Origin of the sequence: Thalassospira sp. NFXS8 (assembly GCF_040148805.1) — a bacterium.
Classification (GTDB): Bacteria; Pseudomonadota; Alphaproteobacteria; order Rhodospirillales; family Thalassospiraceae; genus Thalassospira.
This window is the reverse complement of record NZ_JAGEMF010000002.1, coordinates 76,767-90,940: the sequence shown is the minus strand read 5'-3', so window position 1 is coordinate 90,940 and position 14,174 is coordinate 76,767. Positions and strand designations below refer to the sequence as shown.

Sequence of the window (14,174 nt, the reverse complement as noted above, 5' to 3'; positions counted from 1 at the left end):
GTGAGAGCGGGCGGCAATAATAATAATATGCTGCCGCCCCTTCTTCACATGCATTCGGATGACCCGCTCATCTGAAAAGCCGAATGGGAGAGACGAATTTGAAAGCCCTTAAACCGCTCGTCATGTCGGGAAAAGAGGTTCTACCTTTGGTCGAAGGTGGAAAAGGCATCTCTGTTTCGACAGGTCAAAGCTCAGGCGCATGGGCCGCGGCCGGTGGTATTGGCACTTTTTCTGCTGTCAACGCCGACACATTTGATGCGGACGGCAATGTTGTGCCGATGACATATGAAGGCAAAACCCGTGGTGACCGCCACCACGAGCTTGTTTCATATGGTATTGCGGGTGGTATCGCCCAGGCCCAGATCGCCCATGAAACCCGCAACGGCGAAGGCCGTTTGCACATGAATGTGCTGTGGGAAATGGGGGGCGCTGAAGAAATTCTTGAAGGTGTCCTTGAGGGCACAAAGGGCCTGGTTCATGGCGTTACCTGTGGTGCAGGCATGCCCTACCGGGTTTCAACAATTGCGGCATCGTTCGGGGTTTATTATTACCCGATCGTGTCTTCTGCCCGGGCGTTTCGCGCGCTTTGGCTGCGGGCCTATAAAAAGGTTCCCGAATGGCTGGGTGGCGTGGTTTATGAAGACCCGTGGCTTGCGGGTGGTCATAACGGTTTGTCAAATTCCGAAGACCCGCTGATCCCCGAAGATCCGTTTCCACGTGTTCGTGCCTTGCGTGAATTCATGAATTCCGTTGGTCTTAATGATGTTCCGATCATTATGGCAGGCGGGGTCTGGTATCTGCGTGATTACGAAGACTGGATCGATAATCCTGAAGTGGCTCCGGTGGCGTTTCAGTATGGTACACGCCCGCTTCTGACCCAGGAAAGCCCGATTTCCGACGAATGGAAAAAGCGGCTTGTTACTTTGCAGAACGGCGACGTATCGCTGCATAAATTTAGCCCGACCGGCTTCTACAGCTCGGCTGTGCGTAATGCGTTTCTTGAAGACCTGCATCAGCGTTCGGATCGTCAGGTTCGCTATTCGCGAACTGCCGAGGCCGATTTGCATGTGGGGATTCCGCTGGGGCGTCGCGGGCGACCGATTTATGTGCGTGAAGACGATGCCGACAAGGTGCGCAGCTGGCTTGCTGCCGGTTATAGCGAAGGCATGCCAACCCCGGATGACACCATGGTTTTTGTCACTCCGGAAAGCGCGCTTGAAATCAAGAAAGACCAGATCGATTGCATGGGCTGTCTGTCCCAGTGTCAGTTTTCCAACTGGCAGCAGGGCGAAGGCACGACTGGAAAACGCGCCGATCCACGGTCTTTTTGCATTCAGAAAACCCTGCAAAATATTGCACATGGGTCACCTGTCGAGCATGAATTGATGTTTGCTGGCCACAATGCCTATAAATTTGGTCAGGATCCGTTTTATGCCAACGGTTTTGTTCCGACGGTCAAACAGCTTGTTGATCGCATTGCGACCGGCGACTAACCCGGTTTGCACGGAGCAACCCCGCGTTGCATATTAAAATGAAAGGGCTGGTCATTGACCGGCCCTTTTTTTATGCGTTATTGCCGTTAATGATCCTAACAATGATTATAGTTGATCAAAATCAAAGAAAACGCCTTTAAGGTTCGCCTAATATAGCCTCGAAATCAAAGGGCAGTTGTCTTTCAACCGCCGGTTCGAAACTTCATCGAAGGGGCACCATCATGACCATCCAGCGGCCTTATACCCACGCGCTGAACCGCCTTAAAGAAGCCGGTCTGCGTCCGACCCGCCAGCGCCTTGCACTGGCCCGTTTCCTGTTTGACGCTGGTCCCCGGCATGTGACCGCCGAACAGCTTCATTCCGAAGCCATGGCACAGCATGTGAAGGTTTCACTGGCCACGGTCTATAACACCCTGCATCAGTTCACCGATGCCGGGTTGATCCGTGAAATCATTGTTGATTCCGGCCGGTCCTATTTCGATACCAATGTTGCCCCGCATTACCATTTTTATTGCGAAGACGATGGCAGCCTGGTCGATATTCCCGCCGATGCTGTGCATTTGGCGCGTATTCCCAATATGCCACGTGGCACTGAATTATCATCGGTTGATCTGGTGTTTCGTCTGCGTCGCCAGCAGGAACGTCACGTCGCGGCCTAACGCCCTGCCAAATGCGGTGACACCGGGTTTTCATCCCTGATGCGAAGCCGATGGTTATCTGGCGATGTAATGACCTGATCCGGGCGGCATGTTATTTGCCGCTCAAGCCGGGTTGTTGCTGTGACAGGGGGATGAAAATGAACCGGCGCGTTGCCAAACGCCCCTTTGGTTCTTGACGCGCATCGATATTGGCACAAATAGAAGGACGGCAATGCGGGTTTCGCGTGCCGTCCTTTTCTGGTTTTGAACCCATTGATGTGATCGGCGGGTAATTTACGACAACGATCACGTTTTCGGGTGCGATCCTGATCCTACGTTCTAGTTCAATAAGAAACAGGGGGCCCATGTGGCGCTAAAGGGAACACGTACCGAGGAAAACCTGCGCGAAGCCTTTGCGGCCGAGGCAGCAGGGAACCGGCGTTATCTTTATTTTGCCCAGCAGGCGGATATTGAAGGGTTGACCCAGCTTGCCGAGCTGTTTCGTAGTGCGGCCGAAGCAGAAACTGGCCATGCCTTTGGTCATCTGGAATTTCTGGAGCAATGCGGCGACCCGCAAACCGGTTTGCCAATTGGCAATAGCCGTAAAAACCTGCGCGCGGCCCTGATGGCGGAACGTGACGAGGGTGAAAACTCCTATCCGGCAATGGCACAGATCGCCCGTGACGAGGGTCTTGACGATATTGCCGCGTGGTTTGAAACGTTGGGGCGGGTTGAAAACCAGCATGCAAGCAGGTTTGAACGCGCACTGCGCGAACTGGGCGAAACGATTGAGGATGATGACACAATAACCGGCGCAACAAAGACGACAGACCCGGCCTGAGATAAATTCGATTGGTACGGGTTAAATTTAACCGCGTTACGCAGCCCATTTCCGGATAATTTTGCAAATGTTCATTGTAAACCTGACTTATCTTGTCGATCTGGCAAAAGTTGATGCTGTTCTCGCTGATCATGTCGAGTGGCTAAAGCAATGTTACGGCACAGGCATTTTCATCGCATCAGGCCCCAAAAAGCCACGCGATGGCGGGGTTATTGTTGCCCGTGGTCCCCGTGAAAAACTTGACGACTGCCTGCAAGCTGACCCCTTTTGGCAAAAGGGATATGCCCGTTACGACATCATTGAATTTGAACCGGCCATGATGGCCAGCGGGTTTGAAAAACTGCTGGCAAAATAGCTTTCAAAGCCGCTTTTGACACTGCCAACGTTTCAACCTTGGCCAGTGTTTTACGAGGCCCGGTGGGCGATGGCGATTAATTCGGGGCTGTTGTCGCGCACCGGTTCGCCGTCCCAGTTGCCCCGCCATGTGACGGTGCTAAAACCTGCATTGGCAAGCAAGTTTGCGATGCTTTCCTGATTTTGGAAACGCAATGTGCTTTGATTGATCAGGGGCGAGGCTGTTGATGTCCCGGGGAAATAATGCCGGGTTTCAAATGTGACATATTCCCCCTGCACCGATTGCAGGTCGTGCTCAACAGTTACATCGCCAATATTGGTAATCGAAACTGTTTTCCGGGTTTTTTCCGGTATCCAGTTTTTCCAGCCACAAACTTTGGGGTTTCGGCTGTCAAATACCAGTTTCCCACCGGGGCAAAGATGATTAAAGGCTGTGGTAAGGGCGGCCTGGGCATCTTCATTGCTTTGAAACACCTGAAACACATGCCCGGTCATGATCACCAGGTCAAATTTGCGACCAAGCTGTAAGCTGGTGGCATCGTTCTGGTGCCAGGTTACCAGTTCTCCTGCCGGGCGCTGGCGGGCAATGGCAAGCATCTCAGCAGCCGGGTCTATGCCGGTTACATCTTTGCCCTGTTGGGCCAAACGCGCGGTTAGCAGGCCGGTGCCGCAGCCGATATCCAGTACCGATCGGGCATCTTTGGCCATATTTTCATAAAATGCGGTGTCGGCACCCGCCGGGTTAAGGGCGTCATAGAGGGCAACAAGATCGCGGTTCTGATAAATGGCATCAAGTTTCATGGACGGACTTTCGCGTAGAAAGTTTTACAAGAATGTTGTGGTGTTAAAGGTGCAAGGCTATCATTTCAAACGATAAGCCCAACCATTTCAAGGCGGAAATATGAAACGCCATCATCTTGTTCTACAGGCTATTACATCCCGTGACCGCCATCTTGTCGCGCGTCAGATACAGGATACCCTGACCCTTGCGCAGGGTTGGGTGGATGATGCCCGTTTTTATTCAAACAAAATGACCACGATTAGCTTCACCCTTGTTGCGCCCGAAGCGTACCTGTTTTCATAGCCAAATTACACGAATACGGCCTGACGATAGACGATATGACCCGTGATGGCGCCGGGATCGAGACGGTATCGACACAAGGCGATGCCGAGATTTCAGGCTCGATCCAGATTACCTTTCTTCATCGTGAGCCTGATCTGAAGCAGGTTATTCCGGCTGTGCCGGGGTAAGGTTTGCGGGCTTTATTTACCAGATCTGGCACATTTCAGAATGGTCAGGCACGATAAAAGCCATTTACAGCGCCGATCGCTGTCGCGGTTCATTCAGGTGGCATTGGCACTTGCGGCCATTCATGGGTAACATCTGCCTGAACCGGTCGTTCAAGATATGTCGATAACACGACATAGCTTTTTGTTCCTCTAACGCCAGGAAGAACGTAAAGCTGCGAAAGGAATTGCTCCATCGCTTGGGCGCTGGCGGTTCTAACCTTCAAGATCACACAGGTATCCCCGGCTACGGAGTGCATTTCCTCGACTTCGGGAAATGCCTGCAACCGGATCATGCGTTGGCTTTTACCCCAGCCGTTTGCGTCGACATGGACAAACGCAAGAAATGGTTTGCCCACCAGTGCTCCGTCCAGTGTCGCTTGCATTCCCTTTAGCGTTCCGGAGGCCCGGAGCCTTTTGACGCGCTCATGCACTGCTGGCGCAGATAATCCTGCTGCTTCTCCTGTTTCCGCGTAGGACAAGCGTGCATCCTGAACAAGCGACCTTAATATTTTTCGGTCAAAAGCATCCAAAGGACGAGACGGTCGATCATTCTGCGGAACATCTTCTGTTTCTTTATTCATTCGATAAAATCCTGTTTTTCGGAATATTATTCCGTGATTTTATCTTCTTGCAAAAGGAGATTCAACATGCAGATGACACCGCGAAATCCTGACAAAGGCATTTACCCTGCCACACCCGATTACGTGCATGCGATGGAAGTGACAGGCGCTGCCCGCTTCTTGTTCGTGAGTGGAACCATGGGTCTTGATGGTGATGGCAGGGCGCCTGATGACCTTGGCGATCAGCTGTCATTACTATGGTCCAATATTCGCCGCATTCTGGCAGAGGCCGATATGACGCCTGAAAATATCGTCCGCGTCACAAGCTATTTGTCAGACGTATCTTTTGTCGAGGCGAACCAGAATGCCCGTCTTCATATCCTCGGAGAACGACGCGTTCCGACCACGGCGATTGTTGTCCAGACACTGATGCCGGAATGGCTGGTGGAGATTGAAATTGTGGCAGCGGCATAATGACGGAAACCGCAATACAAACTGACATTGAGCTTTCCGGTGCAACCCGGATGCCCTTTCTTCATCGTGATCCTGATGTGAAACAGGTTATTCCGGCTGAGCCGAAGTAAGGTTCGCGGGTAATTCGGCGGGATCGGCCGGTATGGCCTGCGTCGGTTTTGTGGTGTTGGCCGTTGCCAATTTGCGAAATCCGGCGCGGGCCAGGATCGCCCGGCTTTTTTCCCGGGCGCTGATCACCGGGATAGGGGCAATAGCGGGTTCGGGAAGGGCAAGTTGCGCTGTTTTGTTTTCGCGCGCATTGGCCATTTCTAATGGTGGCGATGAAACCGGCAGTTCGGCCTGATCGGCCCTGGCAACAAATTCCATCACCAGATCAACAGCACCGGCGATGTCTTCGTTTAAAATGCCGTGGCGGTCAGATGGCAGCATTTTTACGGTTTTATTTTGCGTGCCTGTTAAACGCCGGGCAATCATATTGGCACTGGCCGGGTCAACAACCTGATCATTATCGGCCTGCATGACCAGCACCGGCACATCAATATGGGCCAGTTTTTCGTTCATTTCGGCAACGGCGCGGCGCAAATGATACAGGCCATTAATGGGAATATGCCGGTAGTTGGTTTCGGGATGTTCAGACTGGTTGGGGCGGAACCCCAGCATTTCGCCCGCATTTGGCACCCAGCCCATTAATTTGTTGGCCCCGTAAAGCAGCGGCACAAACATCAGGTTGCGATTGCGAAATTTTAACGGCGAACTGGCCATGACCATGCCCGCCAGCCTTTCAGGGTGGCGGGCCGCGTAAATAGCGCCAAGTGCCGCCCCGGTTGAAAAGCCAACTATCACAACCTTGTCGCAAAAGGCCGAAAGGATGTCATAGCCGCGCTCCACCGATGCCAGCCAGTCCTGCCAGCTACGGGTTTGCAAGTCATGCGGCGATGTTCCGTGCCCGGACAAGCGCACACCCAGCACCGCATGGCCTTTGGCGGCAAGGGCGTCGCCTACATTGCGAAGCTCCGCCGGAGAGGCTAAAAACCCATGCACCATCAAAATCCCGGTTTTGCTGTGTCGGGCGGGTTGAGGTAAATGCAAATAGGGTTCGCCCGACAGCGATGCCGTTTCCTGATCGTTGATGGTGGCAAATTGCGGACGGTGAAACTTTTGCCAGTTCCACTTCCAGATGCGTATTTCATCGTCAAACCGCAGGCGGGCATAGTCGGCAGGCTGATTTTTGTCGATTTGTTTGCGCGCGGCTTTCAGGGCATCCCATGCAGGTTGGATCGGGGCCATTTCATTGGCATAGACCATGACCGGGTTGTCCATACGGATTTGGTCAAAGCCGGCTTCGGCCTGCAATTTGGGTAAAAAGCAGTATTTGCCATCACACCGTTCGATCAGGCCCAATTGCACCGCACTGTCAATAAACTGGCGGATTTGCGGACAGTTGAGGTTGAAGATGCCGATATAGGTCGATGGATTGCGAATGCCGCGATGCAAATGGACATTGGCAGCCTGCTGTACATTTTTGATCGCCAGATAAATGATTTTATCAAACCGGTCGATATCAACACTGGTTTCCCCGTCGGCCAGCATCATTTTCATTAACCGTGCAGCCAGATGGCTGACATTCAGGGTGATGTTGGAATACATCACCGCCATGCACTGGTCGCGTAACGGATGCACATGCCGGGTTATGGTATTTTGAATAACCCGGTCGCCCAGACGAGGCAGGTCCTTTGCCGGGCGAAAAAGATCGTCGATGGTTTTGGCATGGCGTACGACACGCGCCAGCAAACGATGATCCAGCCAGTTAAACCTGTCATGGGGGGAAACCGGTGCCCCAAGGCGAATATCCATGTCGGTTTCCCTAAGGATCAGGTTGCCCTCGATAATCAGTTCCTCGGCCATTTTCGGGCTTAACCCGCCTGTAAACATTTCTGCTCCGCGCGCCAGCAAGTTCTGATCTACGCGTAGCGGGTGAAAGGTAATATTGGCGGGGAACATCAGGGTGGGTTTAATGATGGCAGCGTGAAGCTGTTCGGGGGTAACGCCGATAATATCGGCCCAGCGGACGGCCTCGTCGGGGCAGCCATGATTAATCAGCCAGTTTAACCCGGTTTTAAAGCCATCAAGGCCCAATGCCAGCACGGCAGCGCCAGTATGGTGGGCGCGACGTTGATCGGCCGAGCGCGAATAAATGCTGTAGTCGGGTTTGCGGCCAATATAAGGGCTATCATCGGTCATGACACGGCGGTCCTTGACCATACCCCCTTCGGGGAAAATGACCACTTTGCCGCCCCGTAATATTTCTTCGGCCAGAAACGGCAATAACCGGGCATAATTGTTGGGCACCCCGCCCAGCGCACGCAGATATTTTGACAGCGCGTTATCTTCGACAAAAAATTCGGCCGATGCCACCGAGCGGCAATAAATCCCGGTTTCAAGAGCAATCAGATATTGCGGAATAAAGGTTTCGAACCGGGCGAAATGGTTGAACATGAAAATGTCGCCCTGGGCGATATGGTCACGATCACCATGCAGCTTGATATTGATGTCCACCCGGTTGCGCAGCACGCTCATGGCGCGCATCGTCCATTCGCAGGCTGCGGGATGAATGGCGAACTGTTCGCGTTCAAGCTGGTTGAAATCGGGTGTCATGCAGGGTGGTTCCTTGCGGTTTGGTTGCACAAGGCGGCAAGATATAAATCTGATGTTATCCTTAATATGTGGGGAAAACATGGCGTTGCCAAGGACCGCTGCCCGACAATCGGGATGGCAACCGGTGCCGGTCATGGTTATAGTGTTTTTGCTGACCGGTTATCGGGCCTTTGCCCCCGTATTTACAGCCCTGTTTCCTGCCAGCGTTGTGTATACCGCCCCGTGATGTCGGCATTTTTGCCCTTTTATTGCCCGACATCAGCCACCTCACTGGAACCATTTTGACCGCGCACGCCCCCGGCCCGTCCATTTTTCGCGACCGAAATTTTATACTGTTCCTGACGGGACAGGCGATTAGCACGCAAGGTTTATGGATCGAAAAAATAGCCATGTCCTGGCTGGCCTGGTCTTTAACCGGGTCGGCCTTTTGGACAGGATTAATTGCCGCGCTGCATTTTGCCCCTGCGTTTTTTTTTCGGACCGGTTTTTGGTGTGATTACCGACCGGGTTGATTTGCGTCGGGCCGCCATTTTTTTAAATTTACTGATGGCCTGCACGTCGTTTTTTCTGATGGGATTGTCTTATAGCGGGCATGTCACGCTGGGCTGGATGGTGGTGATTGCGACCTGTAACGGCATTTTGGCCAGTGCGACAACACCGGTACGTTTGTCTTTGGTGCCTGCAATTGTGCCGCGCGAATATATGAGCCGGGCCGTAACATATGCGGCGATGAATTTTAACCTGTCCCGTCTGGTCGGACCGGCCATTGGCGGGCTGGTGATCGCATGGTTTGATGTCGGGACGGCGTTTTTGCTTAATGCCATCAGTTATCTGCCCTTCATTGTCGCGATGATGCTGGTTCGTATTAACAGCGTAAGCGGGGCACAAATACCTCATCGCCGAATCTGGGCTGCCTTAATCGATGGTGCGCGTTATGCGATCGGTGATCCGCGCCATGCTTTTGCTGTCCTGTGTAATTGCAATTGTTGGTCGCGGGATGCTGGAACTGATGCCGGTTTTTGCCGAAGCCGCCTATGATAGTGGTGTTACCGGGCTGGGTGTTTTGTCGTCTGCCGGGGGCTTGGGTGCGGTTATTTCCACATTTATTTTGTCGCGCACCAAATCAGACCCGCAAAGTTTTCAAAGGGTTGCCGTTTTAGGCGCTTTTTTATCCGGGGCGGCCATGCTGGCATTATGCTTTTGCCCGTGGTTTGAACTGGCCGTCTTTCTGGTCGGGGTGGCCGGGTTTGGTCTTACGGCGGTGGGGGTGGGGTCGCAAACGGCATTGCAATTGACTGTCGACAACACCCTGCGAGGCCGTGTAATGAGCTTCTGGAGCGCCACCAGTTTTGGTGGCGTTGCGTTGGGTGGCACCGTTCTGGGGGCGATCTCGCAATGGACCGACATCCGTGTAACTGCGGGTGGGGCCGGTTTGTTGATTATGCTGGTGGCATTGGTGGCGATCTGGCGGTTAGGCCGGGCGGCTTCGCCAGAAATGTCGGCGGCGGAATAACTTAATTCTGTATCATAAGGTTGATGCAGAAGTGACTGTGTAAACACTTGTTTAAACATCGATAGGGTATGGTGGAATGCAGTTATTTGGGGGTCGTGGAATGCGTCAGCTTGCGATTGTCTGTCTGAGTTTGGTTTTAGCCGGGTGTTTTTCTACCGCCAATAGTGCGACCGGTGTGTCCGTTCAGCCCGATTTGGATCGCGATGCGCGTGTTACCCAGGTTGCCCATGTATCTTTGCCATCAGCACGGTTAAACAGTTTCCCCCCTACCGACGAATTTTTGCAATGTGTGCCCTATGCCCGGGCGGTTTCGGGCATTGAAATTTATGGCGATGCCTGGACCTGGTGGGGTAAAGCCAAAAACCAGTTCAAACGTGGCAATACGCCGGTTGTCGGGTCGGTTCTGGCGTTCAAAAAAACCAAACGCTTGCGATATGGTCATGTTGCTGTGGTTGCTGCTGTTCTTGATAAACGTCATATTCTGGTTAACCAGGCCAATTGGGGCAGTGATTCCCGTACGCGCGGCAAAGTGCATTTGCGCCAGCCGGTCGAGGATGTTTCGCCCAAAAACGACTGGACCCAGTTACGCCTGATGAACACGATTGGCACATTTGGCCGAATTTACCCGTCGCACGGGTTTATCTATCAGCCCAGTGAAACAGCCGAGGCCAACTAGATTACTGCCGTTCCATTCGGCCTCTTTGCCTGGTCTTTACCTTGAATACGCTATCGCCCGCCTGTGTTTTATCATTGGCGGGTTTTGTGTTTTAAGGGTGCAGTTGCTGTTGCTTGCGGGTTTAACGGGCGGTGTGCTGTGCCATTTGGTGTCGGCTGATCTCACTTCATTTTGTCGGCCCCCGTCCGATCTGCTCTCGGATCAGTCTGCTTGCCGGCCCTGGCTCCGCCTCGCCCGCCCCGTCTGATTTTAAAGTCATTTCGCCCTGCTTAACCCGACTTGGCGCTTATAATAAGGGGTTAGATTCTGCTGAAAATTGCCCGTGATTTTGCTGAAAGAAGGTCAAATTTGATGTGTTTTTCTGTTTGCAGATTATGATCATAAAAAAGACCAAATAACAGGTGCTTATATAAATTTCTGCATGATTTACTTCAAAAATTGAAATAATTTCGGGTACACGCAAACAATACCGCTCAGCTTTTTCCTGCTATGATTTTTGTCAGAAATTGACTTTTTCAGAACAACGAATCCGACGTAAAAAATTTGTAGCTGACTGAAAGCATCGCCCTTGATATAGGAAAATTATACTTTTTTATCAAAATACTATCCTATTGGTCTGATTTGATGCTTTAACATTTTTAAATTGATTTAAAAGTTAAAGTAATTTCTGAGTTTTTTCAGATAGCGATCTGGCATGGATTTGCCCGTATCCCCGAATTGGACAACGTGTTGCGGGATTGTTTTGATAAAATTTGCACCTGAAGGCTGTTTCATCGTTTTTTGCGTACTGCCCGTTGGTTTTTCGAACGTTTTGGTGAGAAAAAGGGTTCAATTTTCATCGTATTTTCAAAGCACTGATCCTGATTTTTAATCAATTGGATTTTAAAATTTCCCCGTGACGTTTGATTTCTCTCAAAGTTTTATCTGCGGGTGGGGCGCATAGTTCTGCCTTCGATCTGTTGTTTACGGAAACCATGCCATGTCAGATGATCTGGAAGGGCGGGACAACAATCACTCTCGCCATCGTGCTACTCCCTCCTCTGCTCATGCCCCGATACCGCCAAAAAAGTCTTCCTCCGCTTCTGGCCCTGGCACTTCTGCCTCATCCGGGCCGCTTGAAAACCCGACCGATATTCAGACCGGCCTTGCCACGGCGGATGCCCAAAACCGCCTTGCCAGCGATGGCCCCAATGTTATTGCCGAACAGACACAAAATGTCTGGTGGAAGCTGTTGTCTTATTTTTGGGGGCCGATCCCGTGGATGATCGAGGTTGCGGCCATTTTATCGGCTGCGGTTCAGCATTGGGCCGACTTCGCCATTATCCTGATCATGCTTTTGTTAAATGCGGGTGTCGGCTTTTGGCAGGAATTCAAGGCGGATAATGCCATTGCGGCATTGAAAAACCAGTTGGCTCTGAATGCCCGTGTGTTGCGTGATGGCAAATGGCGGGAAATTCCGGCGCGTGATCTGGTGTGCGGTGATATCGTTTCGCTGCGACTGGGCAATATTATTCCTGCCGATGCCCGCCTGGTGGACGGTGATTATCTGGCTGTGGATCAGTCCGCGCTAACGGGGGAATCGTTGCCGGTTGATAAAAAAGCCGGCGACGATGTCTATTCAGGTTCGATTGCGAAAATGGGCGAAATGACAGCCCAGGTTACGGCGACGGGCATGAATACCTATTTTGGCAAAACCGCAAGGCTGGTGCAAAACGCCGGCAATATTTCGCATTTTCAAAAAGCGGTGATGCGGATTGGCAATTTTTTGATTTTGTCGACCCTTGGCCTTGTTGCCATCATTTTAACCGTGGCACTGTTTCGCGGTGACCCGTGGTTTGAAACCGTTTTGTTTGCCTTGATCCTGACAGTGGCGGCGATCCCGGTTGCCCTGCCGGCTGTATTGTCGGTCACTATGGCGGTGGGTGCGGAAAAACTGGCTCGTCTTAAAGCCATTGTGTCGCGCCTTGTTGCGATCGAGGAACTTGCCGGGATCGACATTTTATGTTCGGATAAAACCGGCACCCTTACCCAGAACCGGTTAACCCTGGGGGAGCCGATAATATTGGCAGCAAAAGACAGGGATGATCTTTTGCTGGCGGCGGCATTGGCCTCGCGTCCCGAAGGGGGCGATGCGATTGATCAGGCGGTGATAGGCGGCCTTAACGGTCAGGCGATTTCGTCTTCCTGTCAAACGACCGCTTTTCATCCGTTTGATCCGGTATCCAAACGTGCAGAAGCAACTGTTATCTGTGACGGAAAGCCGTTTCAGGTCGCCAAGGGGGCGCCACAGGTTATTTTAAAGCTGGTTTCGCCAGATGCCGCCATTGTTAAAACAGTGAGTGATGCGGTTGATGATATGGCGGCACGCGGGTATCGCACCATTGGTGTGGCACGTCGTGTGGTGGCAGAAACATCAACAGGGATGGATGCGAAAGATGCCGGGGCATGGCAATTTTTGGGCCTGTTGCCCTTGTTTGACCCGCCCCGCGAGGATGCCGCCCAAACCGTGCGGGAAGCCGCAGCGATGGGGGTGGATATTAAAATGGTTACCGGCGACCACGAAGCCATCGCCCGGCAAATTGCCACTTCTTTGGGTATGGGACACAATATCCTGCCTGCGGATCAGGCCTTTGGCGACGGCATACCGGCAATTAGTGCTGCTGCCATTGAACAGGCAGATGGCTATGCCCGGGTATTTCCCGAACATAAATACGCCATCGTCAAGGAATTGCAGGATCGTGGGCATATTATTGGTATGACCGGTGATGGCGTCAATGATGCCCCTGCCCTAAAGCAGGCCGATGTTGGCATTGCGGTAAGTGGTGCCACCGACGCGGCACGGGCGGCAGCTGATCTGGTGTTAACGGCACCGGGCCTGTCGGTGATTACCACCGCAATAGAAGAAGCACGGCGGATATTTGAACGCATGGGCAGTTATGCCACCTATCGGATATCGGAGACGATCCGGGTGTTGCTGTTCATGACGATATCGATTTTGGTGTTTAATTTCTACCCCGTGACTGCCGTCATGATCGTGTTGCTGGCCCTGCTAAACGATTTTCCGATCATGATGATTGCCTATGATAATGCGCCGGTATCCCCCCGTCCGGTTCGGTGGGATATGGCGACGACGCTGACCATGTCGTGCATGTTGGGTGTTTTGGGCGTTGTGGCATCGTTCCTGTTGTTCTGGATTTGTGAACAATATCTGCATCTTGACCGTGGGTTAATTCAGTCGCTGATTTTCCTGAAATTGCTGGTGGCTGGCCATTTAACGATTTATCTGACCCGTAACAAAGGTGCTATCTGGCATAAACCGTGGCCTAGCCTGAAGCTGTTTATCGCCACCGAAATTACCCAGATTGTTGGCACACTGGCGGCCGTCTATGGCTGGTTCATTACCCCGGTTGGCTGGAAATATGCCTTGTTGATCTGGGCTTATGCGCTGATCTGGTTTGTGATCAATAGTGGCTTTAAAATTATGGCTTATCGCTTGCTGGCGTATCGTGAAGCCCGTCAGGCCCGCCATATTGCCCGTATGACCGATGTGTTTCATTCACATTGATGCGGCCTGACCAAACATAACAAAAAGCGACCCGGATTTTCACGGGCCGCTTTTTTTCCGGGCCATCGTCGGATGTGGAAAAATGGCGAAGGCCTGCTGGCAGGCACTTCGCCAG

The 14,174-nt window shown here is 52.3% G+C and carries 14 protein-coding genes; 11 read left to right on the top strand and 3 right to left on the bottom strand.

Going from position 1 to position 14,174, the window contains the following annotated elements:
* Positions 1 to 98 precede the first annotated feature (98 nt).
* The 4 genes from J4E05_RS09695 (at position 99) to J4E05_RS09680 (ending at position 3,327) form a co-directional block, all read left to right on the top strand.
* Positions 99 to 1,493 (top strand): NAD(P)H-dependent flavin oxidoreductase, encoded by a 1,395-nt coding sequence (locus tag J4E05_RS09695; RefSeq protein ID WP_085587469.1) that lies wholly within the window; start codon positions 99 to 101, stop codon positions 1,491 to 1,493.
* A 221-nt stretch (positions 1,494 to 1,714) separates the two neighbouring features.
* The gene (irrA, locus tag J4E05_RS09690; protein WP_085587471.1) at positions 1,715 to 2,152 is read left to right on the top strand and encodes an iron response transcriptional regulator IrrA; all 438 of its coding nucleotides are present in this window, start codon (positions 1,715 to 1,717) and stop codon (positions 2,150 to 2,152) included.
* A gap of 346 nt (positions 2,153 to 2,498) precedes the next feature.
* The gene (locus J4E05_RS09685; RefSeq protein ID WP_085587475.1) at positions 2,499 to 2,972 is read left to right on the top strand and encodes a rubrerythrin family protein; all 474 of its coding nucleotides are present in this window, start codon (positions 2,499 to 2,501) and stop codon (positions 2,970 to 2,972) included.
* Between the two features lie 67 nt (positions 2,973 to 3,039).
* On the top strand, positions 3,040 to 3,327 hold the full coding sequence (locus J4E05_RS09680) for a YciI family protein (RefSeq protein ID WP_085587477.1): 288 nt from the start codon (positions 3,040 to 3,042) through the stop codon (positions 3,325 to 3,327).
* A 50-nt stretch (positions 3,328 to 3,377) separates the two neighbouring features.
* Here the strand turns inward: J4E05_RS09680 and J4E05_RS09675 are convergent, their stop codons facing one another.
* Positions 3,378 to 4,127, bottom strand: a complete 750-nt coding sequence (locus J4E05_RS09675) for a class I SAM-dependent methyltransferase (protein ID WP_349594882.1) — start codon at positions 4,125 to 4,127, stop codon at positions 3,378 to 3,380.
* A 100-nt stretch (positions 4,128 to 4,227) separates the two neighbouring features.
* Here J4E05_RS09675 and J4E05_RS09670 point away from each other — a divergent pair, with 100 nt between their 5' ends.
* Positions 4,228 to 4,410, top strand: coding sequence for a hypothetical protein (locus J4E05_RS09670; protein WP_349594879.1), 183 nt, complete (start codon positions 4,228 to 4,230; stop codon positions 4,408 to 4,410).
* Positions 4,411 to 4,445: 35 nt separating this feature from the next.
* The gene (locus tag J4E05_RS09665) at positions 4,446 to 4,577 is read left to right on the top strand and encodes a hypothetical protein (RefSeq protein WP_349594877.1); all 132 of its coding nucleotides are present in this window, start codon (positions 4,446 to 4,448) and stop codon (positions 4,575 to 4,577) included.
* An 89-nt stretch (positions 4,578 to 4,666) separates the two neighbouring features.
* On the opposite strand, the gene J4E05_RS09660 is transcribed toward J4E05_RS09665, so the two are convergent.
* Complete coding sequence (locus tag J4E05_RS09660) at positions 4,667 to 5,197, bottom strand: Lrp/AsnC family transcriptional regulator (protein ID WP_349594874.1); 531 nt, start codon at positions 5,195 to 5,197, stop codon at positions 4,667 to 4,669.
* A gap of 66 nt (positions 5,198 to 5,263) precedes the next feature.
* On the opposite strand from J4E05_RS09660, the gene J4E05_RS09655 reads away from it, so the two are divergent.
* Positions 5,264 to 5,650 carry a RidA family protein gene (locus J4E05_RS09655; protein ID WP_349594871.1) on the top strand — a complete coding sequence of 129 codons (387 nt, stop codon included), beginning with the start codon at positions 5,264 to 5,266 and terminating at the stop codon, positions 5,648 to 5,650.
* An 87-nt stretch (positions 5,651 to 5,737) separates the two neighbouring features.
* Here the strand turns inward: J4E05_RS09655 and J4E05_RS09650 are convergent, their stop codons facing one another.
* Positions 5,738 to 8,305: an alpha/beta fold hydrolase gene (locus J4E05_RS09650; RefSeq protein WP_349594868.1), complete on the bottom strand. Its 2,568-nt coding sequence runs from the start codon at positions 8,303 to 8,305 to the stop codon at positions 5,738 to 5,740.
* Between the two features lie 492 nt (positions 8,306 to 8,797).
* On the opposite strand from J4E05_RS09650, the gene J4E05_RS09645 reads away from it, so the two are divergent.
* The 4 genes from J4E05_RS09645 to J4E05_RS09630 all read left to right on the top strand — a co-directional run bounded on the left by J4E05_RS09645 (position 8,798) and on the right by J4E05_RS09630 (position 14,059).
* The gene (locus J4E05_RS09645; RefSeq protein WP_349594866.1) at positions 8,798 to 9,343 is read left to right on the top strand and encodes an MFS transporter; all 546 of its coding nucleotides are present in this window, start codon (positions 8,798 to 8,800) and stop codon (positions 9,341 to 9,343) included.
* Entirely contained in the window at positions 9,303 to 9,818 is a 516-nt protein-coding gene (locus J4E05_RS09640; RefSeq protein ID WP_349594863.1) for an MFS transporter, read from the top strand. Before J4E05_RS09645 ends, J4E05_RS09640 begins: the two co-directional genes overlap by 41 nt.
* A gap of 76 nt (positions 9,819 to 9,894) precedes the next feature.
* Positions 9,895 to 10,494 carry a CHAP domain-containing protein gene (locus tag J4E05_RS09635; protein ID WP_246832807.1) on the top strand — a complete coding sequence of 200 codons (600 nt, stop codon included), beginning with the start codon at positions 9,895 to 9,897 and terminating at the stop codon, positions 10,492 to 10,494.
* Between the two features lie 979 nt (positions 10,495 to 11,473).
* Positions 11,474 to 14,059 (top strand): plasma-membrane proton-efflux P-type ATPase, encoded by a 2,586-nt coding sequence (locus J4E05_RS09630; protein ID WP_349594859.1) that lies wholly within the window; start codon positions 11,474 to 11,476, stop codon positions 14,057 to 14,059.
* The last annotated feature ends 115 nt before the right edge of the window (positions 14,060 to 14,174 follow it).